26 protein-coding genes are annotated in these 25656 nt (G+C 71.1%); 21 read left to right on the forward strand and 5 right to left on the reverse strand.

Going from position 1 to position 25656, the window contains the following annotated elements; genetic code table 11:
- Window positions 1–28: 28 nt before the first annotated feature.
- Window positions 29–1375, reverse strand: coding sequence for an FAD/NAD(P)-binding protein (locus tag ACFU7D_RS11905; protein ID WP_378867254.1), 1347 nt, complete (start codon window positions 1373–1375; stop codon window positions 29–31).
- Window positions 1376–1481: 106 nt separating this feature from the next.
- Between ACFU7D_RS11905 and ACFU7D_RS11910 the strand changes: the two genes are divergently transcribed.
- Both ACFU7D_RS11910 and ACFU7D_RS11915 read left to right on the forward strand, forming a co-directional pair.
- Window positions 1482–2057, forward strand: coding sequence for an ArsR/SmtB family transcription factor (locus ACFU7D_RS11910; protein ID WP_378867256.1), 576 nt, complete (start codon window positions 1482–1484; stop codon window positions 2055–2057).
- Window positions 2058–2060: 3 nt separating this feature from the next.
- On the forward strand, window positions 2061–3317 hold the full coding sequence (locus ACFU7D_RS11915) for an MFS transporter (protein ID WP_378867258.1): 1257 nt from the start codon (window positions 2061–2063) through the stop codon (window positions 3315–3317).
- On the opposite strand, the gene ACFU7D_RS11920 is transcribed toward ACFU7D_RS11915, so the two are convergent.
- Window positions 3286–3663 (reverse strand): hypothetical protein, encoded by a 378-nt coding sequence (locus ACFU7D_RS11920; RefSeq protein WP_378867260.1) that lies wholly within the window; start codon window positions 3661–3663, stop codon window positions 3286–3288. The two genes, ACFU7D_RS11915 and ACFU7D_RS11920, sit on opposite strands and share 32 nt — an antisense overlap.
- A 171-nt stretch (window positions 3664–3834) precedes the next feature.
- Here ACFU7D_RS11920 and ACFU7D_RS11925 point away from each other — a divergent pair, with 171 nt between their 5' ends.
- Window positions 3835–4890, forward strand: a complete 1056-nt coding sequence (locus ACFU7D_RS11925) for a hypothetical protein (RefSeq protein ID WP_378867262.1) — start codon at window positions 3835–3837, stop codon at window positions 4888–4890.
- 11 nt (window positions 4891–4901) lie between these two features.
- On the opposite strand, the gene ACFU7D_RS11930 is transcribed toward ACFU7D_RS11925, so the two are convergent.
- Window positions 4902–5615 (reverse strand): HNH endonuclease family protein, encoded by a 714-nt coding sequence (locus ACFU7D_RS11930; protein WP_378867264.1) that lies wholly within the window; start codon window positions 5613–5615, stop codon window positions 4902–4904.
- Between the two features lie 116 nt (window positions 5616–5731).
- Here ACFU7D_RS11930 and ACFU7D_RS11935 point away from each other — a divergent pair, with 116 nt between their 5' ends.
- Together ACFU7D_RS11935 and ACFU7D_RS11940 are read left to right on the forward strand one after the other, a co-directional pair.
- Window positions 5732–6547 carry an S-methyl-5'-thioadenosine phosphorylase gene (locus tag ACFU7D_RS11935; protein ID WP_378867266.1) on the forward strand — a complete coding sequence of 272 codons (816 nt, stop codon included), beginning with the start codon at window positions 5732–5734 and terminating at the stop codon, window positions 6545–6547.
- Window positions 6544–7590, forward strand: a complete 1047-nt coding sequence (locus tag ACFU7D_RS11940; protein WP_378867268.1) for an NAD-dependent epimerase/dehydratase family protein — start codon at window positions 6544–6546, stop codon at window positions 7588–7590. The genes ACFU7D_RS11935 and ACFU7D_RS11940 overlap by 4 nt, the downstream gene beginning before the upstream one ends.
- Window positions 7591–7746: 156 nt before the next feature.
- Here ACFU7D_RS11940 and ACFU7D_RS11945 read toward each other — a convergent pair whose 3' ends face one another.
- Complete coding sequence (locus ACFU7D_RS11945; protein ID WP_378867270.1) at window positions 7747–9078, reverse strand: hypothetical protein; 1332 nt, start codon at window positions 9076–9078, stop codon at window positions 7747–7749.
- 112 nt (window positions 9079–9190) lie between these two features.
- Between ACFU7D_RS11945 and ACFU7D_RS11950 the strand changes: the two genes are divergently transcribed.
- From ACFU7D_RS11950 to ACFU7D_RS11980, 7 genes are read left to right on the forward strand one after another with little or no spacing between them, the layout of a single operon-like run.
- The gene (locus tag ACFU7D_RS11950) at window positions 9191–9895 is read left to right on the forward strand and encodes a glycosyltransferase family 2 protein (protein WP_378867272.1); all 705 of its coding nucleotides are present in this window, start codon (window positions 9191–9193) and stop codon (window positions 9893–9895) included.
- Window positions 9892–10548, forward strand: a complete 657-nt coding sequence (locus tag ACFU7D_RS11955) for a DUF2064 domain-containing protein (RefSeq protein WP_378867274.1) — start codon at window positions 9892–9894, stop codon at window positions 10546–10548. Before ACFU7D_RS11950 ends, ACFU7D_RS11955 begins: the two co-directional genes overlap by 4 nt.
- Complete coding sequence (locus ACFU7D_RS11960) at window positions 10545–11237, forward strand: methyltransferase domain-containing protein (protein WP_378867276.1); 693 nt, start codon at window positions 10545–10547, stop codon at window positions 11235–11237. The genes ACFU7D_RS11955 and ACFU7D_RS11960 overlap by 4 nt, the downstream gene beginning before the upstream one ends.
- Window positions 11234–12379 carry a molybdopterin-dependent oxidoreductase gene (locus ACFU7D_RS11965; RefSeq protein ID WP_378867278.1) on the forward strand — a complete coding sequence of 382 codons (1146 nt, stop codon included), beginning with the start codon at window positions 11234–11236 and terminating at the stop codon, window positions 12377–12379. The genes ACFU7D_RS11960 and ACFU7D_RS11965 overlap by 4 nt, the downstream gene beginning before the upstream one ends.
- Window positions 12376–12810: a hypothetical protein gene (locus tag ACFU7D_RS11970; RefSeq protein ID WP_378867280.1), complete on the forward strand. Its 435-nt coding sequence runs from the start codon at window positions 12376–12378 to the stop codon at window positions 12808–12810. Before ACFU7D_RS11965 ends, ACFU7D_RS11970 begins: the two co-directional genes overlap by 4 nt.
- A gap of 6 nt (window positions 12811–12816) precedes the next feature.
- Entirely contained in the window at window positions 12817–13503 is a 687-nt protein-coding gene (locus ACFU7D_RS11975) for a response regulator transcription factor (RefSeq protein ID WP_378729801.1), read from the forward strand.
- Entirely contained in the window at window positions 13500–14651 is a 1152-nt protein-coding gene (locus ACFU7D_RS11980) for a sensor histidine kinase (RefSeq protein WP_378867281.1), read from the forward strand. Before ACFU7D_RS11975 ends, ACFU7D_RS11980 begins: the two co-directional genes overlap by 4 nt.
- A 10-nt stretch (window positions 14652–14661) precedes the next feature.
- Here ACFU7D_RS11980 and ACFU7D_RS11985 read toward each other — a convergent pair whose 3' ends face one another.
- The gene (locus ACFU7D_RS11985; protein ID WP_378729797.1) at window positions 14662–15255 is read right to left on the reverse strand and encodes a PadR family transcriptional regulator; all 594 of its coding nucleotides are present in this window, start codon (window positions 15253–15255) and stop codon (window positions 14662–14664) included.
- A gap of 116 nt (window positions 15256–15371) precedes the next feature.
- On the opposite strand from ACFU7D_RS11985, the gene ACFU7D_RS11990 reads away from it, so the two are divergent.
- From ACFU7D_RS11990 to ACFU7D_RS12030, 9 genes are all read left to right on the forward strand, one after another.
- Window positions 15372–16475, forward strand: coding sequence for a Rieske 2Fe-2S domain-containing protein (locus tag ACFU7D_RS11990; protein ID WP_378867283.1), 1104 nt, complete (start codon window positions 15372–15374; stop codon window positions 16473–16475).
- Between the two features lie 10 nt (window positions 16476–16485).
- Window positions 16486–17499, forward strand: coding sequence for a PDR/VanB family oxidoreductase (locus tag ACFU7D_RS11995; protein ID WP_378867285.1), 1014 nt, complete (start codon window positions 16486–16488; stop codon window positions 17497–17499).
- A 25-nt stretch (window positions 17500–17524) separates the two neighbouring features.
- Complete coding sequence (locus ACFU7D_RS12000; protein ID WP_378867287.1) at window positions 17525–18862, forward strand: MFS transporter; 1338 nt, start codon at window positions 17525–17527, stop codon at window positions 18860–18862.
- A 101-nt stretch (window positions 18863–18963) separates the two neighbouring features.
- A complete protein-coding gene (locus tag ACFU7D_RS12005) occupies window positions 18964–19647 on the forward strand; it encodes a hypothetical protein (RefSeq protein WP_378867289.1) in 684 nt (227 codons plus the stop codon).
- 70 nt (window positions 19648–19717) lie between these two features.
- Window positions 19718–20305 carry a superoxide dismutase family protein gene (locus tag ACFU7D_RS12010; protein WP_378867291.1) on the forward strand — a complete coding sequence of 196 codons (588 nt, stop codon included), beginning with the start codon at window positions 19718–19720 and terminating at the stop codon, window positions 20303–20305.
- A gap of 50 nt (window positions 20306–20355) precedes the next feature.
- Window positions 20356–20844 (forward strand): nucleoside deaminase, encoded by a 489-nt coding sequence (locus ACFU7D_RS12015; RefSeq protein ID WP_378867293.1) that lies wholly within the window; start codon window positions 20356–20358, stop codon window positions 20842–20844.
- Window positions 20845–20916: 72 nt separating this feature from the next.
- Window positions 20917–21522 (forward strand): TetR/AcrR family transcriptional regulator, encoded by a 606-nt coding sequence (locus ACFU7D_RS12020; protein WP_378867295.1) that lies wholly within the window; start codon window positions 20917–20919, stop codon window positions 21520–21522.
- A 34-nt stretch (window positions 21523–21556) separates the two neighbouring features.
- Window positions 21557–23149 (forward strand): MDR family MFS transporter, encoded by a 1593-nt coding sequence (locus ACFU7D_RS12025; protein WP_378867297.1) that lies wholly within the window; start codon window positions 21557–21559, stop codon window positions 23147–23149.
- A gap of 104 nt (window positions 23150–23253) precedes the next feature.
- Window positions 23254–25641, forward strand: a complete 2388-nt coding sequence (locus ACFU7D_RS12030) for a DUF6351 family protein (protein ID WP_378867299.1) — start codon at window positions 23254–23256, stop codon at window positions 25639–25641.
- Window positions 25642–25656: the final 15 nt, after the last annotated feature.

The following is a 25656-nucleotide window of genomic DNA, read 5'->3' on the forward strand; positions in this document are numbered from 1 at the left end:
CAGCTGATTTCTCGGCTGCCAGAGCTACCTATTCGGCGAGGTGGGCGGCTACGGCTGCGGCTTGGACCCGGATCTCGGGGATGGCGGTGGCCTCGTAGAGCGCGCCCTTGCAGGGCGGGCCGACGGTCAGAAGATTCGGTACGACGCTGCCGTCCGCTCCGATGACGTGGCCGTCCTCGGTGACGTCGATGCCGAGGCGGAGGGGGTCGGGGGCGATCAGGCCGCGCTTCTGGAGCGCGAGCAGGAGCGGGTTGTCGGTGCGGGTGATGTCGGGTGAGGGGCCGGTGCAGTTGATCACCGCGGTGACCTCGCGGTCACCGTCGGCCAAGGAGACGACCGGCCGCTCGGCAGCGTCCCGGCAGCCGAGCACCCCGCCGCCGAGGACCTCCAGGCGTCCCTCGGCCCGGTAGGCGTCGAGGAGGGCGGCGATGCGCGGCGCCATGCGGTGGCGGCGTACCTCCCACTCGCGGGCGTAGACCTCGCGGAAGCGGCGGCGCTCCGGCTCGGGCAGGCGGCGCCAGATCGACTGGGTCGGACCGCGGAGACCGTCGATGACGGCACGCCAGTCGACGCCGAGGGCGACCGCGGTCTCGATCTGCTCGCGTACGAGCGAGACGATGCCGTCGGCGGTCAGCGGGCCGTCGGGGATCGGGGTCACCCAGGAGGTGAACTGGTCGTCGACATGGGGATGGGGGACCAGACCGTGGCGGCTCACCATGATCACCCGGCGGTCCGGGGCGTCGTCGAGGAGCGTGACCGTCGTGTCGACGGCGGTCAGGCCGGTGCCGACGACGAGCACCGTCGCGTCCTCCGGCAGGGCGCTGATCCGGGCCACGTCCCAGGGGTCCGACAGGTTCCACGACGCCTCGGGGAGTCCCGCCAGCGGCTGGGGCGGCGGGTTGCCGTAGGCGAGGACGACGGCGTCGGCGAGATGTCCTTCGTCGTCGCTGGTCAGCACCCGGAAACCGGCACCGAACGGCTCGACGTCGATGACCGTCTCCCCGACGGTCTCCAGCGTCCCCGGACCGCCCTCGGCAGCACCAGCGAGCCGGTCGCGCAGGTAGCTCGCGTAGTCGCGCCGGGGCAGGAAGTCGATCGGGCCGAGCTCGATGCCGGCCTCGGCCGCCCAGTCGAGCAGGTCGTCACGATCGTCGGGGAATCCCGACATGTTGTTGGCCCGGACGTTGAGGAGATGGCGGCCGTCCGTGGTCGAGTAGGCCACGCCGTAGCCGGCCTCTCCGCGCGACTCGAACAACGTCACCGAAGCACCGCGGCGAAGCAGGTTGATCGCGGTCAGCGTGCCGCTGGCTCCTCCTCCGATGATCGCCACCGTGGGAGCGGAGGTCGGTTCGGGCGGCATGGCGTCTGTCGTCACTCAGACACCCTATCTGCGTTATTCGAGGTTTGTTCAGAGGGTTACTTGAGTTCCAGGATTGCAAACATCTATTTGCAAACAAGTCTTTGCGGTTTATGGTGGAGGAATGAAGGAACCGTCGATCGTCCCGAGCCTGGACCAGCTGAAGGCACTCACCCACCCTGTCCGGACGCGCATGCTCGGCATCCTGCGCGTCGACGGACCTTCAACGGCGACGATGCTGGCGGCCCGGCTCGGCCTCAACAGCGGCGCCACCTCCTACCACCTCAGGCATCTGGCCCAACACGGGTTCATCGTCGACGACCAAGAGCGCGGCAACGGCCGTGAGCGCTGGTGGAAGGCGGCCCACCAGATGACACACACCGACAGCGACCTGCTCCCCGACAACGAGGAAGCACGCGAGGCGTACGACGCCTACCTGCAGGTCGTGGTGACCAACTACGCGGAGAAGCTGCAGCGTTCGATCGAAGAGCGCGTCATGCTGCCCGACGAGTGGCGCGAGACGACGACCTACAGCGACTGGATCCCACGTCTCACGCCGGCAAGGGCGATCGAGGTGCGAGATCGCATCATGGACATGCTCAGCGAGCTCGAGGACGATCCGGACGGGGAGCCATTCACCTTCCAGCTCAACGCATTCCCTCAGCCCGGCCATCTCGGCAGACACCCGGAAGCGGACTGAGCGATGCGGCTCCCCCTCTACGGCTGGTTGGCGTCCAACGCCATCTCCTTCGTCGGAACCCGCCTCTCGATGCTGGCACTCCCCTGGTTCGTGCTCGAGACCACCGGCAGCCCCACCAAGACCGGATTGATCGCCCTCTTCGAGCTGGCACCCCTCGTGGCCATGAAGATCTTCGGCGGCCCCTTGATCGACAGGCTCGGAAAGCGCCGCGTGTCGATCACCTGCGACCTGGGCTCCAGCCTCGTGGTCGGCCTCATCCCGCTCCTGTACGCCACGGGCCGGCTGCACTTCGCTGCCCTGCTCGTTCTCGTCGCTCTCGCCGGCGCCCTGCGTGGCCCGGGCGACGACGCGAAGAGCGCGATGATCCCGGAACTCGTCGCCGCTGCCGGCGTATCCACCGAGCGTGTGACCGGCCTCCACTCGGTGATCGAGCGCACCGCCTCGATGTTCGGAGCGGCCGCCGCCGGTGTGCTCATCGGCGTGGTCGGTGCAGCCAACGCGATCGCCATCGACGCCGTCTCGTTCGCATTGTGCGCCGCGGTGCTGGCCACCACAACGGCACGTCTCCCTCGCCCTGCCCGCTCCGCAGACCCCGCCGACGCCAAGGACCCGACGCCCTATCTCGGTCAGCTCGCCGCGGGGTGGAGGTATCTCCGCGGTGACCGCGTGCTGCTCGGGATCGCCATCATGGTCGCATTCACGAACCTCATCGACGCTGCCGCCAGCAGCGTTCTGATGCCACTGTGGGCGCAGACCCACGCCAGTGCGCAGACACTCGGCCTGCTGTTCGCCGTCATGGGTGGCTGCTCGGCCATCGGCTCGGCCATCGCAGCCACGATCGGCGACCGGATGCGGCGCTACCCGACGTACCTCGTCGCCTTCCTCATCACCGGCCTACCGCGGTTTGCCGTCGTCGCTGTCGGGGCACCGCTGTGGGTGATCTTTCCGGTCTTCGCCATTGCAGGTGTGTTCAGCGGGTTCCTCAACCCGATCATCGGTGCGATCAAGTTCGAGCGCATCCCGGTCCCGCTCGTCGGGCGCGTCACCTCGCTGATCGCCGCGGGCGCGTGGGGCCTGATGCCGCTCGGCGGCCTGCTCGGCGGAACCCTGGTCGCCACGATCGGCCTCACCAGTGCCTTCGCCGTTCTCGGTGTCGCCTACTTCGTGGTCACGATGTTCCCCGCGATCGACCCGACGTGGAAGCAGATCGAGCGCCGTCCAGAGGCCGCTAGCAGGCTTCCCGCAGCCGCGGGATCCTAGGGATCCCGCCGAGCCGCTTGTTGTAGCGGACCTGGTCGGAGTAGCCCTCCAGGAGCGTCCACAGCGCCTTGTGGGCAGGCCATGGGATGGCCTCGCCGGGGAACGCCCAGGTGGTGCCGAAGCCGATCCAGACCGGGACCCAGTCCTTGGCGCAGTCCCACTCGCCGCGTTTGGACATCAGCAGCCGGTTGCGGACCTGGAACGCGAGCCGCTGACCGTCCTTCACGATCGGCGCCGCGCACACCCGCCACAGCGGCATGTCGAGCGACATCAGCTGGATCTCGATGTCGCCCAGAACGCGCGGGTCCACCAGGACCGTAGCGACGTTCTCATGCGGGCGCCTCATGTACATCACGCTAGCGGCGAGCACCGACATCCGTGGCTGGATCCGCCAGAAGCGAACAGCGCGACCCGATTCGCCACCCCGCCGGACAGGACGTACGCCGCGGGCCTATCATCCTCCCCAATCTCGATCGGGCAGGGAGGCCCGAGTGGAGGATCGAGGAAGGACCCTACGTTGGCATCCCCGAGGCAGCCCAGAACGGGCGAAGAAGCCGAGAAGTACGCCGCGGAGCATCTGCATTCCCTCGGCTGGCCCGACGCTGCCCCCTCGGGCAGCACAGCGGCGGCCGACGTCGACATCATCGGCGGCCGGCCGGACAACGTCGTCGTCGCGCAGGTGGTGCTCACCCGCTCTCCGACCGAGGCGCGCAGCGTCTGTGCCGTACGCGGCGCGGGCTATGCCTACGACGCCCGGACGGTCGCACTGTTCAGCCGCGCCGGCTACACCGTCGACGCGGTCGAATGGGCCGACCGGGTCCGGGTCGCGCTGTTCGAGTTCGCCGCCGACGGCTCGATCCGCCCGCACGGGAAGCACGCGGCCGAGCTGGTCACCACCGCCACCGCGCCGGCGCCGACGCCGACGCTCGGCCGGGCGCCCGAGCCGGTCCCCGGCAAGCACGCCGACACCACCCGCACGGGCAGCTTCACCTTCACCTCGAAGATCCCCGCGATCCGGCCGCGCCGGAGGGCGGAGAAGCCGGCCGACGAGACCGCCCCCGACGTAGCTCCGGGCATCGCTCCGGAGGCGACCGCTCCGACCGTCGAGAAGATCTCCGGCCCGCTGACCGGCCAGATCCCGGCGCACACGACCACATACATCGTCCCGAGCTCCACTTCGACCAGCTACGTCGTCCCGGCCGCCCCTTCGACCATGAGCATCCCGAAAGCACCCACCCCGCCTGCCGGTGAGCGCTGGGTCCCGGACGGGCTCGGGCCGATCCTGGACGCGATCGTCCGGGCGTCGCAGCTGCCCGTGGTGCTCGTCCTGGGTTCGGACCAGCGGGCCGAGTGGGTGCGGCAGACCTTCCAGGTCGGCACGATCACAGTCACCGACGAGAGCGTGCTGCCGATGCTGCTCTCGCTGGTGACGGGTCGGGAGTCGCAGTACGCGAGCGGCGAGTCCTATCACAAGGTCGACGGCCTCAAGCCCCAGGGCGAGCGGGCGCTGGAGTCGTGGCGGGCGTGGGCGGCGTACGACCGCGCGATGGCCAACTACCGGCGCGCCGTCTGAGCCGCAGGGCCTCAGCAGAAACCGAGCATCTCGCCGAGCGCCCGGCGCTCGCTGTCGTCGGCGGCGACCGACCAGCGCGTCTTGGTCTCGACCCAGCGCGCGGCGTACGCACACTGGAACCCCTTCCGCGGACGCCAGCCCGCCGGGTCGTCGTCGCTCTTGCTCATGTTGGTCGGGCCGTCGACGGCGAGCAGGTTGCCCAGGTCGTCGGCGAAGGCTCGGCGCCGGTCCGAGGACCAGCCGCTCGCGCCGGAGCGCCAGGCCTCCGAGAGCGGCACGACGTGGTCGATCTGGATCGCCTGGGCCTGCCCGGGCTCCTTCAGGTCGGTGAAGACCAGGCGTCCGCCGGTGTAGGGGTCGACCCACGTCCCGGCGAGCACGTCGTGGTCGCAGCTGCCCTGCGGCCTGGTCCGCACCTCGACGGCGTCGCGCAGGAGCACGTCGTCGCGCTGGTTGCACCCGTTGCCGTCGCTGTCCGCCCAGCCCCCGCCGAAAGACGAGCGCACGTAGACGGCCAGCCCGTCGGGTCGCCTCGCGACCGTCGCCAGCGCGGCAAGATCACCACGCGCCTCGGACACGCCGACCGGACCCAGTGACGGCGCCGAAGGCGCCACCGGCGGCGTACGTCGTGTCGCCGGCGCCTCCTCGGGCAGCCACGACGAGAGCGCCCAGCCGGCGACCGCCAGCAGGACGACCAGCGCTCCCAGCGAGGTACGTCTTCCCACGCCGTCGCATTGTGCCCGCGACCACCGACATCGATCCGCCTCCGGCAGGTATTACCGAACGGTGACGGATACGTCGACCCCTGTCGCCCAGGGACCGGCGCTGGCACAGTGAGGGCATGACTGGGCTGGACATGGGACAGGCACGCCTCGCCGAGGTCGGGGTCATCGGCGGGACCGGGCTCTACGAGTTCTTGACCGATGCCGAGGAGGTGCGGGTCGAGACCCCCTACGGCGACCCCTCCGCTCCGGTGACGGTGGGCACCGTCGCGGGCCGGTCGGTGGCCTTCGTGCCCCGCCACGGCCGCTCGCACGAGTACCCGCCGCACGCCATCCCCTACCGGGCCAACCTCTGGGCGCTGAGGTCGCTCGGCGTGACCCAGGTGCTCTCCCCCAGCGCCGTCGGCGGTCTCCGCCCGGATGCCGTCGCCACCGGTGATCTGGTCACCCCCGACCAGCTCGTCGACCGCACCTGGCGCCGGATCCCGAGCTACGTGGAGACCGGCGCGACCCACGTACCTCTGGCCGACCCCTACTGCGCGCGGATCGCCAAGGCGTACGTGTCCGCCGACTCGTCGGTGAAGTCCGGCGGCACGCTCATCGTGATCGAGGGGCCGCGGTTCTCGACGCGCGCGGAGTCGGTCCACCACGCCGCCCAGGGCTGGACGCTGGTCGGGATGACCGGCGCCCCGGAGGCAGCGCTCGCCCGCGAGCTGCGGATGTGTTACGCACCGTTGTGCCTGGTCACGGACATGGACGCGGGCGCGGCCGAGGGCGAGGGCGTCGACGAGGACGACGTCTACGCGCTCTTCGCCGCCAACCTGGAGCGGATGCGCACCATCCTGACCGACACGATCGGGGGCCTGCCCGACCCGGTCGGATGTCCCTGCTCGACCTGGGCCGAGGGCAAGCAGCTCGCCTACGAGATCCCATGAGGGTCCTGCTCACCGGGTCCGCCGGCTTCATCGGCACCGCGATCGGCCGGGTCCTGGAGGAGGCCGGGCACGAGGTCGTACGCGTCGACGTGCTGCTGCCGATGGCCCACGGCGAGACCGCTGCGGCGCCGCCCGGGACCCACCTCCTCGACGTCCGCGACTCCGGCGGCTGGGGCGATCTGCTGGACGGTGTCGACGCGGTGTGCCACCAGGCCGCGGTCGTCGGCGCCGGCGTCACGGTCGCCGATCTCCCGCTGTACGCCGCGCACAACGACCTCGGCACCGCCGCGCTCCTGGCCGCGATGAGCGCGCACGGGGTCTCTCGGCTGGTGCTCGCCTCCTCGATGGTCGTCTACGGCGAGGGCCGCTATGTCTGCGCGACCCACGGCGACCGGGTCCCGCCGCCGCGCTCGCGGGCCGCGCTCGACTCCGGGGACTTCGAGAACCACTGCGACCTCTGCGACGGCGCGCTGGCCTGGGCAGCGGTGGCCGAGTCCGCCCGGCTCGACCCGCGCAGCTCGTACGCCGCCAGCAAGGTCGCCCAGGAGCACTACGCCTCCGCCTGGGCACGCCAGGCCGACGCGACGGCGATCGCGCTGCGCTACCACAACGTCTACGGGCCGCACATGCCCGCGGACACGCCCTACTCCGGGGTCGCCGCCATCTTCCGGTCCTCCTTGGAGCGGGGCGAGGCGCCGCAGGTCTTCGAGGACGGCGGCCAGCAGCGCGACTTCGTCCACGTCGAGGACGTGGCACGTGCCAACCTGGCGGCGCTGGAGGCGACCGCCGAGCGGTCACCCGGGGACCTGGCGGCCTACAACGTCGCGTCCGGTCATCCGGTCACGATCAGCGAGGTGGCGGCGCTGGTGGCGCGCGGAACCCGAGCGGAGGTCGCACCGGTGGTCACCGGGCGCTACCGGATCGGCGACGTACGCCATGTGGTCGCCTCCCCGCAGCTGGCGGAGAAGGAGCTCGGCTTCCGCGCCGAGGTGCTGCCGGAGGTCGGCCTGCCGGCCTTCGCCACCGCGCCGCTGCGGTCGTAGCTGATCCCCCGCTGGTCGAAGGCCACTTCGTTCAGACCTCGGAGCCGCTAGGCGAAGGCGTGTCGAGACCAACACAGTCCCTGTCGCGCTCGATACGACTGTGTTGGTCTCGACACGCTCGGCCGCAGGCGGCCTCGCGGCTCGACCAGCGGGCAGTCACCAGCTCGTGTAGAGCAGGTGCTGGACGATCAGGGCGGTGAGGACCTGCAGGGCCGGGCCGGGCCGTCGCCAGCGCTCGGGCAGGAGGGCGCAGCCGAGGGTGAGCCACGGGATGAACGGCAGCCAGATCCGCTCCACCTCCGCCCGGCTCATTTGGGAGGCATCCGCGAGGGCGACCATGATCACCGCGGCCGCGACCAGGATCACGATCACCCGGTCGGCCCGGTCTCGGCGGGCCGCCCAGGTGGCACCGAGCCCGGCACCGACGAGCGGCCCGGCGCTGATCGCGAGCGCGGCCAGGTTCCCCCAGGTCCAGTAGGCGCCGGGGCGCTGGCTGGCCAGCCCATCCCAATAACGATCGACCAGCACCGGATACGCCTCCCACCAGGCGAAACCACCGGCGGCGAAGGTGAGCACCACGGCGAGCGCCGACGCAGCCGCGACCGGCAGCACCCACCAGCCTCTCCCGAGCCAGAGCACACCGAGCGCGAGCACGCCGGTGAGCGGGAGGCCGTACGACATCATCACGACGTAGCCGAGGAGCAGGCCGGCGAGGACCGCCCACTGCCAGCCCCGACCGGCTCCTGCCCGGCAGGCGAGGGCCAGGCAGCACATCCCCCAGGCGACCGCGACCGCCATCACCGCATCGGCCGAGACCGCCAGGAACACCGCGCTCGGCGACAGCACCAGGTAGGGCGCCGCCGCCCGAGCCGCATCCTCGGCACCGAGGACACGGACCGTCGTCATGACCGCCAGCGGCAAGGTCGCGGCGATCGCCGTGACGACCAGGCCGGCGGCCAGATCCCCGCCGAGCCCGACCTTCACGAGGAGCACGAAGAAGAGCACCATCCCGGGCGGGTGCCCGGCGATGTGGACCGGCCAGTTCCCCGCCGGGGCGTCGTAGGGGATCCGGGAGACGTACTCCCGCAGCAGCCCCGGGACGTCGTCGACCGACCTGGCCGTCTCGAGGTACTCGGTCGGGTTCCCCAGCACCCGCGAGATGCCCTCGGGGCCGTCCACCAGCGCCAGCGCCAGCAGCCACACCAGCCCGGCGGCGTACGCGACCAGGAGCAGGCGTCGCCAGGGCAGCCGCCTCGCCATCGGGTCCGCCCAGCGCAGCGACGCGAGCGCGAGCAGGACCGCCGGCAGCGTGCCGATACCCACCTTGACCTGCGGGTATCCGTGGAGCGGGGCGAACGTGCCGTCGTCGAGGTGCACCCGTGGCCACACCTGCCACTCGAAGAGGGGCGGCACGACGACGGCCGTCACGACGAGGGCGACCGTGACGACGATCCCCACCGTGGCGGCGCGGTGAGCTGAGGAGTTCACGACTGCGAGCGTAGGTGGGCGACGGCTCGATGACCGCCGGCGCACGGGCCCGTCATCGGACCGTAAGATCTGCGGGCCCTATCGGCGGCAGTGCGTTCCTAGAGTCGATCGCATGGCCGAAACCAGCCCCGAGACCAGTCCCGACACAGACCCAGAGATCGGCCCGGAGATCGACCTGGTGCTGCCGTGCCGCGACGAGGCCGCCGCCCTGCGCGAGCTGCTGCCGCGGGTGCCGGCGGGGCTCTCCGTGATCGTCGTCGACAACGGCTCGACGGACGGCACTGCCGACGTCGCCCGCGCGCAGGGGGCGCGGGTGGTGTCGGAGTCGCAGCCGGGGTACGGGGCGGCGGTGCACGCCGGCCTGCTGGCCGCGACCGCGCCCTATGTCGTGGTGATGGATGGCGACGGCTCCTTCGATCCCGCTGCCGCGCTGCCTCTGGTCGAGACGATCAGGCGCGACGAGGCCGACCTGGCGCTGGGCTGCCGCAGGCCGGTGGCCCCGGGCGCCCAGCCGTGGCATGCCCGGGTCGGCAACCGGCTGGTCCTGGCGGCGCTGCGGCGGCGCACCGGCCTGCGGGTGCGGGACATCGCCCCGCTGCGCGCGGCTCGCCGGGAGGCGCTGCTCGGACTCGGCGTGGAGGACCGGCGCTCGGGCTATCCGGTCGAGCTCCTCGATCGCGCGGCCCGGGCCGGCTGGCGGGTCCTCGAGATCGACGTCGACTACCACCCTCGGACCGCCGGGACCCGCTCGAAGGTCTCCGGGTCCGTGCGGGGCAGCCTGCTGGCGGCGTACGACTTCTGGCGGGTGCTCTCGTGACGGCGACGCTGCTCCTCGTCGCCAAGGCACCAGTGCCCGGCCTGGTGAAGACCCGGCTGGCGGCCGGTGTCGGGGAGGCGACCGCCACCGCCGTCGCGGCGGCCGCGCTGCTGGACACGATCGAGGCGTGCACGCTGGCGGTGGGACCGGGCCGGTGCCGGCTCGCCCTCTCCGGCGATCTCGCCGTAGCGGTACGGGCGGACGAGATCCGGACCGCGCTCGCCGGGTGGACCCTCGCCCCGCAACGCGGAAGCGGACTCGGCGAGCGACTCGCGAACGCCCACGCCGAGGTCACCGGGCCGGTGGTGCAGATCGGCATGGACACCCCGCAGGTGACCGCGGACGGGCTGCTGGCCGTGGCCGCCGGGCTGGAGGCGGCCGATGCCGTGCTTGCTCCGGCCGAGGACGGCGGCTGGTGGGCCCTGGCGCTCCGCGACCCGTCGGCTGCCGCCGCGCTGCGCGGCGTCCCCATGTCCACCCCCCAGACGTACGCAGCCACCCGCTCCGCCCTCGAAGCACTCGGCCTCGGGGTCACCGCCGGTGAGCGGCTGCGCGACGTCGACCACCTCGCCGACGTCGCGCCCGTGGCCGCAGCCGCCTCCGAGACCCGTTTCGCCGAGATCGCGGCCGAGATCGCGCGGGTCGCCCGATGACGGCGGTGGCGGCCGAGACGGCGTTCGCGCATGCCTTCGCGCGCGAGGAGTGCCGGGTAGTGAGCGTCGACGGCAGGTCCTCGCGGCTTCCGGTCGAGGACTGGACCCGCACCGCCGACGCCGCGGACCTCGCCCTGCTCTCGCACTGCGCCGGACCGACGGTCGACCTCGGCTGCGGCCCGGGCCGGATGACCGAAGCGCTCACCGCTCGGGGTCTGCCGTCGCTCGGCGTCGACGTCGTCCGGGAGGCCGTCGCCCAGACCGAGGCCCGCGGCGGTCGCGCGGTCTGTCGCGATCTCTTCGAGCCCCTGCCCGGCGAGGGCTGGTGGGCGACCGCTCTCCTCGCCGACGGCAACCTCGGGATCGGCGGGGACCCGCTCGCCCTCCTCGCCCGCGTACGCCGGCTGCTGGTGCCGGGTGGCCGGGTGGTCGCCGAGGTGCATCCGCCCGGGACCCCGAGCGGCCCGCTGCTCGCGGAGCTGGTCTGCGACTGCGGTGGCTCCTCGCCGTTCCCGTGGGCGGTGGTCGGCGCCGACGCGATCGGATCGATCGCCGCCGAGGTCGGACTCGCGGTGAGGCGGCTCGAGCCGCTGCCGCACAGCCGGGCACAGTCCCGGAGGTCGGCCCCGGCCCCGTTCACCCCCGCCGGTGACCGCTGGGTCGCCGTGCTCGTGGAGGACGCCGCATGAGAATCCCCTCGGAGGACTCGTTCACCTCGCGCCTGCGCAGTGCCGCGGTCGCCGCACGGGTCGGACTGTGGCTCGGGATCTGCTTCCTGGTCGCGCTCGCGACCGGGCTGATCAGCCACTACGCCCAGGTCGACCACCAACCGGTGCCGCTCCCGGCCGGCCCGTCGTGGTTCTACCGGGTCACCCAGGGCCTGCACGTCGCCGCCGGCACCGCGGCGATCCCGCTGCTGCTGATCAAGCTGTGGGTCGTCTTCCCCAAGCTCTTCCAGCCGCTGCCGCGGCAGGTCCGCGAGGCGCTGCCGACGGCGCTGGAGCGCGGCTCGATCGCCATCCTGGTCAGTACGTCGATCGTCCAGCTCGCCACCGGGCTCCTCAACGTCGCACAGTGGTATCCGTGGGGCTTCAGCTTCCGCAGCACCCACTACGCGCTCGCGTTCGTCGCCGTCGGTGCGTTGATCGTCCACATCGCCGTGAAACTGCCGGTCGTCCGCGACGCCCTGAAGGGCGACGTCGACGACATCTCCCACGACCGGCCGAACGCGGTCCGGCCGGGCCCGGTCAGCCGGCGAGGCGTGCTGGCCCTGGCCGGCACTTCCGCGGTCGCTGCCGCCGTGCTCTACACCGCCGGCACAGTCCCCGGCCTCGGCCGTATCGCCGCCCTCTCGCCGCGCTCGCGAGCGCACGGCATCCCGATCAACCGCACCGCGCACTCGGCCGGCGTGGTTGCCGAGGCGAGCAGCGCCGCCTACCGGCTCGAGGTCGTCCACGGCGCCACGACGCGGTCACTGAGCCGCGAGGACCTGGTCGCCATGAAGCAGCGCACCCACACCCTCCCGATCGCCTGCGTCGAGGGCTGGAGCGTCGCCGGCGAGTGGGGTGGCGTACGCCTCCGCGACCTCCTCGACCTGGTCGGCGCCCCACGTGGACGCGAGGTGCGGGTCCGGTCGATCCAGACGTTCAGCGCCTCGGCCGACACGGTGCTTCCGCCGAACTTCGCCGACGACGACCGGACCCTGATGGCCCTCGTGCTCGACGGCGAGACGCTCTCGATGGACCACGGCTACCCGGTCCGGCTGATCGCGCCCGACCGTCCCGGCGTCATGCAGACGAAGTGGGTCTCCCGGATCGAGGTGCTCGGATGAGAGGGGCGCGCGGAGGGCTCATCCTCCTCGGCACGGTAGGGATGACGTACGGGGCCTGGCTGCTGGTGAGCCGGCAGGACCTCGGTCAGATCGTCGAGGTCGTGCTCTGGCTCGCGGCGGCCGTCGTGATCCACGACGGGATCCTGGCGCCGATGGTGCTCGGGCTCGGCTGGGTCGGCGGCCGGCTGCTGCCACGGGCGGTCGCCCGGGGCGCGGTGACGGTGCTCGTGCTGCTCGGTCCGGCGGCTCTCGTCGCGATCCCTGTCTTGGGCCGGTTCGGCGCGAAACCGGACAACCCGACACTGCTCGACCGCGACTACACCCAGGGGCTGCTGGTCTTCGCGGCCCTGTGCGTGTGCGCCGGTGTCGCCGTCGCGCTCGGCGAACTACGCTCACGACAGCCCACGCAGGCGAACGCCGAGGAGGAGTAGGGACCCATGGCACGTGTGCTCGTGGTCGACGACGACCTCACCGTTCGCGAGGTGCTGGCCTCCTACCTGCGCGCGGGCTCGCACGACGTCGTCGAGGCCGGGGACGGCGAGCAGGCGTTGCGCGCGATGAGCGAGCGACCCGCCGACATCGTCATCCTCGACCTGATGCTGCCCGGCATCGACGGGCTGGAGGTCTGCCGCCGGCTGCGGCAGACGAGCGAGGTGCCGATCATCATGCTCACCGCGCTCGGCAGCGAGGCCGACCGAATCATGGGGCTCGAGCTCGGCGCCGACGACTACGTCGGCAAGCCGTTCAGCCCGCGGGAGCTGGTGCTGCGCGTCGACTCCGTGCTCAAGCGCACCGGCCACTCCGGCGAGGGTGGCGTGGTCTCCGACGGCTCCCTCGTCGTCGATGCGGACCGGCGGGTGGCGACCAGTGCCGGGGCGGAGCTCTCCTTGACCACCCGTGAGTTCGACCTGCTCCGCTACCTGATCGCCCACCCCGGCAAGGCATTCACCCGCGAGGATCTCCTCGAGCACGTCTGGGGATGGACGATCGGCGACCGCTCGACGGTCACGGTCCACGTACGCCGGCTGAGGGAGAAGATCGAGTCCGACCCGACCCGGCCGGAGCGGCTGGTCACCGTCTGGGGCGTCGGCTATCGCTGGGAGCCCGTGGAGGTGGGGGCGTGACGACCGCCGATGCCCTCCAGATCGCCCTCGTCGCCGCGGGCGCCGGGCTCGCCGTCGGTCTGGCGGGGCTCCTGGTCGCCTGGCTGACCCGCCGCTGGTCGATCCGCTGGCAGCTCACCCTGGTCGCCGCCGTCGCGGTGCTGACGGTCTTCGGTGGCGTACTCGGGATCGCGTGGCTCATGTTCCTCTCCGGCCACGACCTGCAGGTCATCACCGTGGTCGCCTCGATCGCCGTGGTGGTGGCGATCCTGGTTGCGTTCGTCATCGGCTCCGCGATGGTGCGCTGGTCGGGCGCGGTCCAGCAGCAGGCCCGGCAGATGGTGCTCGGGGGCCATCAGCAGCCCGCGGAGAGCGGCCCGCGCGAGCTCCGGTCGCTCTCGGCCGAGCTCGCCGAGACCCAGCGGCGGCTCGAGGAGGCGAGCGCCCGTGAGGCCCGGCTCGAGGAGTCCCGCCGCGAGCTGATCTCCTGGGTCGCCCACGATCTGCGTACGCCGCTCGCCGGACTGCGGGCGATGGCCGAGGCCCTCGAGGACGGCATCGCCGCCGACCCCCACCGCTATCACCAGCGCATCCGTGTCGAGGTCGATCGTCTGGCCCGGCTCGTGGACGACCTCTTCGAGCTCTCCCGGATCCAGGCCGGCGCGCTCACCTTGACACCGGAGCCGGTCCTGCTCGGCGACCTGGTCAGCGAGGCGCTGGCCGGAGCCGATCCGGTTGCCCGGGAGCGGCGGGTCCGGCTCGGTGGCCAGGTCGAGGACGGTCTGGAGATCACCGCTGACCCGGCCAGCCTGCCCCGCGTCGTCTCCAACCTGCTGATGAACGCCATCCGCCACACACCCGCGGACGGCACCGTCGAGGTGCACTGCCGGATGGCCCCCGGAGACGTGAGCAGCGTCGATCTCAGCGTCAGCGACGGCTGCGGCGGCCTGGATCCCGGCGACATGGAGCGCGTCTTCGATCTCGGCTGGCAGGGCAGCCCCGCGCGCACCCCGACCGCACCCGAGGAAGCCGGCGGCGCCGGCGCCCAAGGCGCCGGGTTCGGTCTCGCCATCGTCAAGGGCCTCGTCGACGCCCACCGCGGCAGGGTCTGGGTGGAGAACCTTCCGGCGGCGACAGGCTGCCGGTTCCACGTACGCCTGCCGGCATGACTCGGTCGGCTCAGTCGACGGTCGAGCCCTCCAGCTCGTCGACGAGCACGAGGCCACGCTCGGCCCAGGCGACCGCGGCGAGGGCCTGATCGATCAAGCCGTCGTAGGCGAAGATCTTGTAGCGCACGATGCGGTCCCACTGGCTGGCGTCGTAGTGCTCGAGCCGCCGGGCCAGGGTGGGGTGGCTGCGGTCGATGAGCGTGGCGCGGGTGGCCTCGAGCATCGCCAGGTGCTCGGTCCAGTGGTCGCGGAACTGCTCCAGCTCGGCGCGCGCGGCACCGGGTTCGGCCCACTCCAGGTAGGCCGCCTTGAGGTAGGCGGGCTCCCGCTGCCGGCGGATCTCGATGGGCGCGTCCATCCACTCCCGGAAGGCCGTCACCCCGGCCTCGGTGACGGCGTACTCCTTCTTGGTGCCCTTCTTGCCCCACGGCACGACCGTGGACTCGAGCAGGCCGTCGCGCTCCATCCGGTTCAGCTCCGGATAGATCTGCGAGTCGGGAGCGTGCCAGACGTGGGCCACCGACTGGCTGAACTGCTTGGAGACGTCGTAGCCGGTCATCGGGCGTGAGGTGAGCAGCGCGAGCAGCGCGTACCTCAGCGACATCGTGACCCCCTCTTCACGCAGTGATCGTGGCGCGAGCGTATCCAACTCTTGCCACTAACTATAGAGATAGGTAGTTTGTGACGAGCACAACACCTATCCCCATAGGGAGTTTCTCCATGACCATCCTGGATTCGCCTCCGGTCACCGCCGCCAGCAAGATCTTCAACTTCCCCCGCAACGCCTGGTACGTCGCGGCCTGGGACCACGAGGTGACCGCGAAGCAGCCGCTCGCCCGCACCATCGCCGACCGCCCGCTGGCCCTGTGGCGCAACAGCGACGGCCGTGCCGTCGCTCTGGCCGACGCCTGCTGGCACCGGCTGGCGCCGCTCTCGAAGGGCAAGGTGCTCGGCGACGAGATCCAGTGCCCCTACCACGGGCTGCGCTACAACTCCGCCGGCCGCTGCACGAGCATGCCCGCGCAGGAGACGATCAACCCGAGCGCGATCGTCCCGTCCTACCCGGTCGTGGAGCGTCATCGCTACGTGTGGGTCTGGGTGGGCGACCCCGACCTGGCCGACCCCTCCAGCGTCCCGGACATGCACCAGATGGACTCACCCGACTGGGCAGGCGACGGCGAGACGATCTACGCGCCCTGCAACTACCAGCTGGTACTGGACAACCTGATGGACCTCACCCACGAGGAGTTCGTGCACAGCTCGAGCATCGGCCAGGACGAGCTCTCCGAGGCCGAGTTCGAGGTGAGCCACTCCGATCGCGGCGTGACCGTGACCCGCTGGATGCGCGACATCGACGCTCCCCCGTTCTGGCTCAAGAACATGCGCGACAGGTTCCCCGGATTCACCGGGAAGGTCGACCGGTGGCAGATCATCCACTTCGAGGCGCCCTCGACGATCCGCATCGACGTCGGCGTCGCCAAGGCCGGCACCGGCGCCCCCGAGGGCGACCGCAGCCAGGGCGTCAACGGCTTCGTGATGAACACGATCACCCCCGAGACCGCGCGCACCTCGCACTACTTCTGGGCCTTCATGCGCAACTACCGCCTGGAGAGCCAGACCATCACGACCCAGCTGCGCCAGGGCGTCCACGGCGTCTTCGGTGAGGACGAGGACATGCTGGCCGCCCAGCAGCGCGCGATCGACGCCAACCCGGACCACGAGTTCTACAGCCTCAACATCGACGCCGGCGGCATGTGGGTGCGCCGGATCCTGGACCGGATGCTGCAGGCGGAGGGTCTCCCCGCCGCCGCAGCGGCGAAGTGAGGCCGCCGCCATGGCAGTGAACACCCAGACCTGGTGGCAGCAGGGCCGCGTGGTCGAGACCTCCGATCTCGCCGAAGGCGTACGCCGCGTCGTGCTCGCTCCCGACCGCCCCGTCCACGCCGCGCCCGGGTCCCACGTCGACCTCCGGCTCGACCTCTCCGGACACGTCAGGAAGCGGTCCTACTCCATCGTCCGCTCCGAGGACGGCGGCCGCCGCCTCACCCTCGGCGTCCAGCTGGCGCCGAGCTCACGCGGCGGGTCCCGCCACATGCACGGCCTCCACGTCGGGGACGTGGTCGAGATGACCGGCCCGGTCCAGAGCTTCCCGCTCGGGGTCGGCGCGGACCGCTACGTGCTGGTCGCCGGTGGCATCGGCGTCACCGCGCTGGTGGCGATGGCCGACACCCTGCGCCGCCGCGGCGCCGACTACACGCTCGTCCTGGCCGGCCGGAGCCGACGTGTCATGGCCTACCTGGACGAGCTCGTCGACGTGCACGGCGACCGGGTCCGGGTGTTCGTCGACGACGAGGACGTACGCCTGGATGTGGAGACGCTGGTCGGCGAGATCACCGGCTCGGCGGCTCCGACGCGGACCGAGATGTACATGTGCGGGCCGATCCGGCTGATGGACGCGATCCGCCGCGCCTGGGTGGCCCATGAGCTGCCCGAGCCCAACCTGCGGTTCGAGACCTTCGGCAGCAGCGGCGCCTGGGCGGCGGAGGACTTCGTCGTGCACCTCCCCCAGCTCGACCGCTCGGTCCGCGTCGGCAAGGACAGCTCGATGCTCGACGCGCTCGAGGACGCCGGCGTCGACGTGATGTGGGACTGCCGCAAGGGCGAGTGCGGGATCTGCCAGGTCAAGGTCCTCGACGTCAGCGGTCGCATCGACCACCGAGACGTGTTCCTGAGCCAGCAGCAGAAGGAGACGTACGCCTCCTTGTGCCTCTGCGTCGCCCGCGCCGCCCGGGGCGAACCCGGCACATCGTCCGCCGAGCCGGCGGCCGTGACCCTGCACCTTCCGTGAAACCCCACCCCGAAAGAGACCCGAGATGAACCTTCGTGCGCGCATCGACGCCGCCGCGATGACCCCGTATCAGTGGATGGTCGTCGCCCTCTGCGTCCTGCTGAACTGCCTGGACGGATTCGACGTGATGGCGATGGCCTTCACCGCCTCCTCGCTGAGCGAGGAGTTCGCGCTGAGCGGCTCGGAGCTCGGCGTGCTGTTGAGCGCCGGCCTCGTCGGCATGGCGGTCGGCTCGCTGGCCCTGGCACCGGTCGCCGACGTCATCGGACGCCGGCCACTGATCCTGATCAGTGTCGGCCTGGCGACCCTCGGCATGCTGCTCTCCGCAGCCGCCCCGACCGCCGTCCTCCTCGGCCTCGCCCGCGTCGTCACCGGGCTCGGCGTCGGCGGCATCCTGGCCAGCACCAACGTGATCGCTAGCGAGTACGCATCGACCCGCTGGCGCGGCCTGGCGATCGGCCTCTACACGGCCGGCTACGGCATCGGTGCCACCCTGGGCGGCGTGGCCGCGCGCGGCATGCTGGCCGACCTCGGCTGGCGCAGCGTCTTCGTCGCCGGTGGCGTCGCGACCGGGATCGCCCTGGTTCTCCTCGTGGTGCTGCTGCCCGAGTCGGTCGACTTCCTGGTCCAGCGCCGGCCGCGTCAGGCCGTCGAGCGGATCAACCGGATCCTCGGGCGGCTCGGCCAGCCCGCGATCACCTCGGACGCGCTCGAGGCAGCGCCGCGGCCGACGACCCGGCACCGCAGCGGCAATCCCGGCGTCCTGCTGGGTGCTGATCTGCGCCGCTCGACCCTGCTCATCTGGGTGGCGTTCCTGGCCACGATGTTCGGCTTCTATTTCGTCAACAGCTGGACCCCGCAGCTGCTGGTGACCTCGGGTATGTCCGAGGCGGACGCGGTCACGGCCGGCATGATGCTGGCGCTGGGCGGCACCGCCGGCTCGGTCCTCTACGGCCTCGTCGCCTCCCGGCTGGACAGCCGCCTGGTCCTGATCGGCTTCACCGTGCTGTCGGCGCTGGCGATGGTCGTCTTCATCACCAGCACGGCGCTGCTCAGCGTCGCGCTGATCATCGGCGTGGTCGTCGGGGCGCTCATCAACGGCTGCATCGCGGGCCTCTACACGATCACCCCGGCCGTCTACGGCACCGAGATCCGCAGCACCGGTATGGGCTGGGCGATCGGCATCGGCCGCATCGGGGCGATCCTGTCGCCGATGCTCGCCGGGCGCCTGCTCGACGCCTCGTGGACCCCGGTCAACCTGTACGTCGGCGCTGCCGTCGTGGTCGCGATCTCCGCTGTCGCGCTGCTCTTCCTGCGCACCGGCCGGGCCGCCCGGACCGTCCCGGAGATGGCCTCGGCCTAGGTGGACGGAATCGGCCCGTCCCGGTTGCAACCGGGACGGGCCGCGAACCGTCTAGATCGGCAGGACGCCCGCTCGGGGCGTACGACCGACGAGGAGTCACCATGTCCACTTCCCGCATCCAGCTCCGTGCCGCGCTCGCGGCGACCGCCGTGGTCGGCCTGCTCGGCCTGGCCGGGTGCGGGAGCGACCCGGCCCCGGCCGCCGGGTCTCCGTCCACAGCCCCCTCCTCCGCGGCCCCCTCGGCCCCGCCCTCGGAACCGTCCGCGACTCCCACGCCGGCACCGTCGGAGGTCCCGATCTCGGCCGCTCCGTCACCGGCCGAGCCGACGCCGAAGCTCGACTGGGGCGGCCCGCTGGCGCCCGGGGCCTTCGGGAAGGTCAAGGCGGAGGGCAACGTACGCACCCTCGTCGAGCAGGGCTGGATGACCCGCGACACCGCGCGCGAGAAGGCCTGCGAGGGCAAGCACTGGAAGTGGGCCGACCAGCTCGGCGACGGCGTCGACGTCACTTACGACCAGCAGGGCGAGATCGCGTCCTTCGGCATGAGCAAGCCCGTCCTCGAGACCGCCCAGGGCGTCACGATCGGCGACTCCCTCATGGTCCTCAAGGACATCTACGGGATGGGCTCGCAGAAGACCAACGACTACGGCCAGGCCACCTGGGTCGTCCAGGACGGCAACCGCTGGATCGGCTTCCTGCTCTCCGGCAACACCCGCGACGCGAAGATCGAGTTCATCGAGGTCTCCGTCGGACGTCAGCCGGGCCTGCTCCGCGACGGCTGCTGATCCTCACCCTCCGGTCCCTCCTCTCGGCGTACGGTGGAGGTGACCGGATCCGTTCTCGTGGAGGTATCCCATGTCCCGTCGTGCAACCGCGGCCGCACTCGCTGCCGGCTGCCTGCTGACTCTCGCTGCTTGTGGGGAGGGCTCAGACCCCGACCCGGGCGATCGCGACGAGGTGAGTGCGAAGCTCGCCGATCCCGACGGGAAGAAGGTCGGGACCGTCGAGGTCGAGGAGGACGACGGGGCCACCCAGATCAGCGTCCGAGTGAGCGGGCTCTCGGCCGGCTACCACGGCTTCCACGTGCACACGACCGGCAAGTGCGAGGCCGACAGCGCGGCGCCGGACGACCCGTCGAAGACCGGTGACTTCCTCTCCGCGGGCGGCCACCTCAACCCCGACGACAGCGCCCACGGCGAGCACCTCGGCGACCTGCCGGCGCTCCTGGTGAACGAGGACAGCACCGCCAGCCTGGAGTTCACCGGCCCGTTCACGCTCGACGACCTCCGCGACGCGGACGGCAGCGCCGTCATGATCCACGCCGGTCGGGACAACTACGCCAACGTCCCGGACCGCTACGCCCCCGAGGGCCCGGACGAGGACACCACCAAGACCGGTGACGCCGGCGACCGGATCGCCTGCGCGGTGATCGAGGCCGGTTGAGCGTCGTGAAATAAGAGGACGTACGCCGCACCGGCCCGCAGACTGGAGCGGTGACCACGGAACTCACCGCGACCGACATGACCCACCTGCGACGCTGCCTGGAACTGGCGGCGGAGGCGTTGGCGGACGGCGACGGGCCGTTCGGCTCGGTGCTCGCCGACAGCACCGGCAACGCACTTCAGGAGGACCGCAACCGCGAGCACTCGACCGGCGACCCGACGGCCCACCCGGAGATCGTCCTGGCCCGTTGGGCCGCGATGAACCTCGACCCGGAGACCCGCGCGGGGGCGACGGTCTACACCTCCGGCGAGCACTGCCCGATGTGCTCGGCGGCGCACGGCTGGTCCGGAGTCGGCCGGATCGTCTACATCGCCTCCTCCGAGCAGCTGACCGAGTGGCGGGCAGGCTGGGGAGCAGGTGAGTCCCCGGTGCGGGCTCTGCCGATCCAGCAGGTCGCGCCGCAGGTCGAGGTCGTCGGCCCCGTCCCCGAGCTGGTCGAGGAGATCCACGCGCTCCACGAGGCGGCTGCGAAGGCGTGACCGGCGCAGGGTGACCGCGCACACACGTTTCTTGCATTGACTGCAACTTGCACTCACTGCAAGAATACCGCGGTGTCCACCTCTGCCCCGCCTTCGAACGCCCGCGAGCGTCAGAAGCGGGAGCGTCGGCTGGCGCTGATCGAGGCTGCTCAGCGGCTGGTCGGCGAGCGTGGTCTCGATGACGTCACCGTGGAGGAGATCAGCTCCGCGGCAGGGTTGTCGACGCGTACGTTCTTCAACTACTTCGACTCCAAGGACGACGCGGTCCTCGGCATCCAGGAGATCGACCTGGACGCCGAGGTGCGCGCGCAGTTCGTCTCCGGCGGGCCGTCAGGCCGGCTGATGGCGGACCTGGAGGCGCTGGTGGCGGGATTCCTCAGGACTGCCGCCCCCAACATCGAGCAGGGCGAGCGAGCGATGCGGCTGATGATGGCCGAACCTCGCCTGGTGCAGCGGCACATCGCCTGGCACCAGCGGGTCGTCGGCACACTCGAGGCCCTGCTCGCCGAACGACGCACGGCACGGCCCTCCCCCGTCGACGACGACACGATCGGGATGGTCGCCGGACTGCTGCTGCGAGCCAGCGCGCTCGCCTGGGCGCGCTCCGGTTACGAGGGCGACGCGGCGGCGCATCTGCCCGAGGCCGTGGCGCAACTCCGCCTCCTCCTCGACGACTAACCCCCACTCAGAACCATCGGAAGGTCCCAAACCCATGAGTCATACAGTCGCGCCCGACGCGCCCGACAAGCCGTTGGTCGTGCTGACGCCGCGTACGATCTGGCTGATCTTCGGTGCGCTGATGGCCTCGATGTTCCTCTCGTCCCTCGACCAGACGATCGTGAGCACGGCCATGCCGACGATCGTCGGAGAGCTCGACGGGGTCGAGCACCAGGGGTGGGTGATCACCTCCTACATCATGGCGATCGCGATCGTGATGCCGCTGTACGGGAAGTTCGGTGACCTGTGGGGTCGCCGCTGGCCATTCCTGGTCGCCGTCACGCTGTTCACCCTCGGCTCGCTCTTCGGCGGGATGGCGCAGACCTTCCCCGAGCTGGTCGCCGCCCGCGGCCTCCAGGGGCTCGGCGGTGGCGGGCTGATGATCCTGTCCCAGGCGATCATCGCCGACATCGTGCCGGCCTCCGAGCGCGGCAAGTACATGGGCCCGATGGGCGCTCTCTTCGGTATCTCCGCGGTGATCGGGCCGCTCCTCGGTGGCTGGCTCACCGACGGCCCGGGCTGGCGCTGGACCTTCTGGATCAACGTGCCGGTCGGCATCATCGCGCTGATCGTGGCCTGGTACGCGCTGAAGCTGCCCTCGCACCGCTCCAACCGGCCGGTCGACTGGCTGGGGATCATGTTCATGGTGCTCTCCACCTGCGGCATCGTGCTGCTGACCTCGTGGGAATCGCTCGGCCACGACGGCTACGACTGGTCCTCGCCGCAGCTGCTCGGCCTGCTCGTCGGCACCCTCGCCTCGATCGCCGCGTTCATCGTCACCGAGACCCTCGCGCCCGAGCCGCTGATCCCGCTGCGCCTCTTCAAGAACCCGACCTTCACCGTGACCACGCTGATCGGTCTGGTGCTCGGGATGGGCATGTTCTCGGCGATGGCGATGCTGCCGACGTTCCTGCAGATGTCGACCGGCGCCTCGATCACCAGCTCCGGGCTGCTGATGCTGCCGATGATGGCCGGCATGATGCTGACCGCGATCGGCTCGGGCATCGCGATCTCGAAGACGGGCCGCTACAAGATCTTCCCGATCGCCGGCCTGATCGTCACCGCGGCCGGGATCGCCTGGTTGACCACGATCTCCGGCGACATGTCGATGGTCGTCTTCGGCCTGATGATCTTCGTGCTCGGCGCCGGCATGGGTCTGGTCATGCAGACCATCGTCCTGGCCGTGCAGAACGCCGTCGATCCGCACGAGCTCGGCACCGCGACCTCGGCGAACAACTTCTTCCGGGAGATCGGTGCGACGGTTGGTACGGCGCTGTTCACGACCGTGTTCACCACGCGTCTGAGCGACAACTTCGGGGGCATGGCCGAGAAGATGGCCTCCTCGGGGATGATGCCCGCCGACGGTGCCGGTTTCTCCGGGGGGAGCCTCACCCCGGCCGCTGTCGAGAACCTGCCCGAGCCGCTCCACACCTGGGTCGTCGACGCCTTCACCGAGGCGCTCGCGCCGGCGTTCTGGTATCTCGTGCCGCTGATCCTCCTCGGGCTCGCGCTCGCGCTGTTCCTCAAGGAGGTCAAGCTCTCCGACGAGGCCGGCATGGTCGCCCGCGGGGAGGCGGTCGCCGGCTGAGACTTGCTTGGCGGATTCCTTGACGCTCGCCGTGGCAGGGGGCATTCTCCTGTCACGGCGAGCGTCTGTTCGGGGGACGTGAGCAGCTCTCGGAAAGGCACGCCATGACCCTCCGCGCCCTGCCTGTCTCGATCACGACGGTGTCCGCTCTCGTCGCCGGCCTGCTGCTGGGCGTGACGCCGGCGCCGGCATCGGCGGAGGCCGGGGACGTCGTCCTGGAGACGCTGTCCAACCGGGCCGACCTGGTCTCCGACGGCAACGCGCTGGTGCGGATCACCCTCCCGGAGGACGCCGATCCCGACGACCTGAAGGTCGCGCTGAAAGGCGATCGCGACGTCACCGACGCCTTCGCCGAACGCCCCAACGGCGAGATCGAGGGAGTCGTACGCCGCCTGCGGGTCGGGACCAACGAGCTGACGGCGCGCCTCGTCGACGGTCGCGGTGCCCGGCTCACCATCACCAACCACCCGCGCGGCGGGCCGATCTTCTCGGGCCCCCAGCTGCAGCCGTGGCGTTGTCAGCCGACCGCGACGGACGCGCAGTGCAACCAGGAGCCGACGATCAGCTGGCTCTACAAATCGACAAATCCACTGCTCGACGGACTCCGGCCGTACGATCCCGCGAACCCGCCCCGCGACGTCGCCACCACGACCACCGACGAGGGCGTGAAGGTGCCGTTCGTCGTACGTGTGGAGACCGGCTACCAGAACCGCGACCAGTACCGGATCGCCGTGCTCTGGCAGCCGGGTGAGCCGTGGCGGCGCTGGCGCCCGCAGCAGCAGTGGAACAACAAGCTGTTCATCCCGCACGGCGGCAGCTGCGGGGTGGACCACGAGACCGGGACCGCGCCGACCACCGACTACGCCGGCACCTTCGATCTCGGCATCCCGGTCGTCGCGGACGCCCTCGGCGACAGCCCGACCGTCGCCCTCGGCCGCGGCTTCGCGATGCTCTCGACCGCGCTGGCCAACACCGGCCACAACTGCACCGTGACGAGCGCGGCCGAGTCGCTGATGATGGCCAAGGAGCACCTCGTCGAGACGTACGGCGACCTGCGCTACACGATCGGCAGCGGGTGCTCCGGGGGCTCGATCGCGCAGCAGACGATCGCGAACGCCTACCCCGGGATCTACCAGGGCCTGGTCGTGACCTGCTCCTACCCCGACTCGCTCTCGCCGGGCCTACAGTTCTCCGACTACCACCTGCTCCGCAAGTACTTCGAGAGCTCCGAGCGGCTCACCGACGGGAAGTTCTGGAACCCGCTGCAGTGGGCCGCGGTGGAGGGCCACCTGCTGCCGCTCAACGCGGTCACCGCCGACGAGGGCCTGTTCAAGCAGGCGGTGATGCCGACGCACCCGTGCTCCGGCGTCAGCGACCAGGAGCGCTACGACGCTGCGACGAACCCCGGCGGCGTACGGTGCTCCATCATCGACGGCGCGATCAACGTCTTCGGGCCGCGGCCGGAGAGCGTGTGGACGCCCCAGGAGAAGCAGATCGGGCGTGGCTTCGCGGGCTCGCCGCTGGACAACACCGGTGTGCAGTACGGCCTGGAGGCGCTGCGGGCCGGGGCGATCACCCCGGCGCAGTTCGTCGACGTGAACGAGAAGATCGGTGGGCTCGACATCGACGTCCAGCCGCGGGCACAGCGCTCGGTCGCCGACCCCGGAGCGCTGACGAACGCCTACCGCAGCGGCATGGTCAACACCGCCAGCAACCTGTCCGGCGTGGCGATCATCGACCACCGCGGACCGGACCCGGGCGTCGCGCACGACGCGCGCTGGGCCTGGGCCATGCGCGACCGGCTGACCCGGGAGCAGGGCCACGCGGACAACCAGGTGATCTGGTACGGCGTGACGCCCCTCATCGGCGACCCGAGCTACTCCAAGGAGGCGCTGCTCGCGATGGACCGGTGGCTTGCGTCGGTCGAGGCGGATCGGCGCGACGTGGCGCTGGCGGACAAGATCGTCCAGGACCGCCCCGGCGACCTCCACGACCGCTGCACCCAGACCCAGGGCGTCTCCAGCGAGGACGGCCTGTTCCTGCCGGTCGCCGACCCGCTCGTGGACGACCTGACCGGCGGGGTGCTCGACGGCCTCAACGGTGCTGTCCAGCCGGTCCTGGATCCCGCGCTCAACCTCGTCGTCGACCCGGTCTCGGACCTGGTGTGCGGGCTCGGACCGGTCAGCGACCTGGTGAAGACCGACTTCGCGACGCCGCGGATCGTGGCCGGCGACAACAACTACTCCGACAACGCCAAGTGCCAGCTCAAGCCGCTGCGCCGCACCGACGACTACGGTGCCTTCGGTCTCACCGATGCTCAGTGGGCCAGGCTGGAGAAGACCTTCCCCGACGGGGTGTGCGACTACAGCAAGCCGGGTGTCGGATTCACGAAGACCGAGACCTGGCTGACCTACCAGCGAGCCGATGGGTCGGTCATCTACGGAGGTACGCCGATGGGCCGGGCCCCACGGTCGGCACCGTTCGAAAATTGACCGGTGCCCCGTGCC

It is taken from the genome of Nocardioides sp. NPDC057577, assembly GCF_042801335.1.
Lineage (GTDB): Bacteria > Actinomycetota > Actinomycetes > Propionibacteriales > Nocardioidaceae > Nocardioides.

Coding starts and splice junctions, on each gene's coding strand:
- ACFU7D_RS11910 (WP_378867256.1), top strand. CDS start 1,482: ATGAAGGAACCGTCGATCGTCCCGAGCCTGGACCAGCTGAAGGCACTC.
- ACFU7D_RS11915 (WP_378867258.1), top strand. CDS start 2,061: ATGCGGCTCCCCCTCTACGGCTGGTTGGCGTCCAACGCCATCTCCTTC.
- ACFU7D_RS11920 (WP_378867260.1), bottom strand. CDS start 3,663: ATGAGGCGCCCGCATGAGAACGTCGCTACGGTCCTGGTGGACCCGCGC.
- ACFU7D_RS11935 (WP_378867266.1), top strand. CDS start 5,732: ATGACTGGGCTGGACATGGGACAGGCACGCCTCGCCGAGGTCGGGGTC.
- ACFU7D_RS11940 (WP_378867268.1), top strand. CDS start 6,544: ATGAGGGTCCTGCTCACCGGGTCCGCCGGCTTCATCGGCACCGCGATC.
- ACFU7D_RS11950 (WP_378867272.1), top strand. CDS start 9,191: ATGGCCGAAACCAGCCCCGAGACCAGTCCCGACACAGACCCAGAGATC.
- ACFU7D_RS11960 (WP_378867276.1), top strand. CDS start 10,545: ATGACGGCGGTGGCGGCCGAGACGGCGTTCGCGCATGCCTTCGCGCGC.
- ACFU7D_RS11965 (WP_378867278.1), top strand. CDS start 11,234: ATGAGAATCCCCTCGGAGGACTCGTTCACCTCGCGCCTGCGCAGTGCC.
- ACFU7D_RS11970 (WP_378867280.1), top strand. CDS start 12,376: ATGAGAGGGGCGCGCGGAGGGCTCATCCTCCTCGGCACGGTAGGGATG.
- ACFU7D_RS11975 (WP_378729801.1), top strand. CDS start 12,817: ATGGCACGTGTGCTCGTGGTCGACGACGACCTCACCGTTCGCGAGGTG.
- ACFU7D_RS11985 (WP_378729797.1), bottom strand. CDS start 15,255: ATGTCGCTGAGGTACGCGCTGCTCGCGCTGCTCACCTCACGCCCGATG.
- ACFU7D_RS11990 (WP_378867283.1), top strand. CDS start 15,372: ATGACCATCCTGGATTCGCCTCCGGTCACCGCCGCCAGCAAGATCTTC.
- ACFU7D_RS11995 (WP_378867285.1), top strand. CDS start 16,486: ATGGCAGTGAACACCCAGACCTGGTGGCAGCAGGGCCGCGTGGTCGAG.
- ACFU7D_RS12000 (WP_378867287.1), top strand. CDS start 17,525: ATGAACCTTCGTGCGCGCATCGACGCCGCCGCGATGACCCCGTATCAG.
- ACFU7D_RS12005 (WP_378867289.1), top strand. CDS start 18,964: ATGTCCACTTCCCGCATCCAGCTCCGTGCCGCGCTCGCGGCGACCGCC.
- ACFU7D_RS12010 (WP_378867291.1), top strand. CDS start 19,718: ATGTCCCGTCGTGCAACCGCGGCCGCACTCGCTGCCGGCTGCCTGCTG.
- ACFU7D_RS12025 (WP_378867297.1), top strand. CDS start 21,557: ATGAGTCATACAGTCGCGCCCGACGCGCCCGACAAGCCGTTGGTCGTG.
- ACFU7D_RS12030 (WP_378867299.1), top strand. CDS start 23,254: ATGACCCTCCGCGCCCTGCCTGTCTCGATCACGACGGTGTCCGCTCTC.